Source organism: Mitsuaria sp. TWR114, assembly GCF_007997345.1.
Window position 1 is genome coordinate 1 of record NZ_VOSR01000103.1, and the last position, 647, is coordinate 647.

General features: G+C 70.3%; 2 pseudogenes. Both read left to right on the forward strand.

Features of this window, described 5'->3' with window-relative positions:
- Positions 1-358, forward strand: a pseudogene (locus FUT87_RS05160) (TonB-dependent receptor); the annotation flags it as partial.
- A 70-nt stretch (positions 359-428) separates the two neighbouring features.
- A pseudogene (locus FUT87_RS05165) lies at positions 429-647 on the forward strand (phospholipase); the annotation flags it as partial.

Sequence of the window (647 nt, forward strand, 5' to 3'; positions counted from 1 at the left end):
GGTGAAGGCCGTGTCCGGGCCGGACAATCGCCTGGACCAGCAGCAGCCCTGGACCGCCAACCTGGGCTTCGACTACCGCTTCAGCGGCGTGCCGGTCACCACCGGCGCCAACCTGAACTACACGCCGGTCTACACGGTCCGCCAGACCGACCGCCAGCAGGTCGAGTTCTCGCGCAACCGCGGCCTGGACGTCTTCGCCCAATGGATGGTCAACCCCAAGACCTCGGTCCGCTTCTCGGCCAATAATCTCTTCCCGCTCGACGCGCGGGCCGAGACCGCGCTGGCCAATGGCGACTACTACGCCACCGGCCGCAGCCTCAAGCCCTGGTTCCAGCTCAACCTGGAAATGAAGCTCTGAGCCTGACGATCAGGCGAGGGGCGGCCGGCCGCGTCGGGTGTCGTTGCCCCATGAAAGGACGAACCGCCCGATGCAGGCCTTGCAGATCCTCGCCGGACCCCGTGCGCGCCAACGGCTGCGCGACCATGGCCTGCGCGCCGCCGACGTGCGCGCCGTGCCCGGCGCGGCCGGCGGCCCCAAGGGGCTGATCCTCAGCGCGCTCGACGCCCATCTGTTCGGGGAGTTCCTCCCGTCCGGCGGCCAGGAGGTGCACCTGCTGGGCGCCTCGATCGGCGCCTGGCGCATGGCC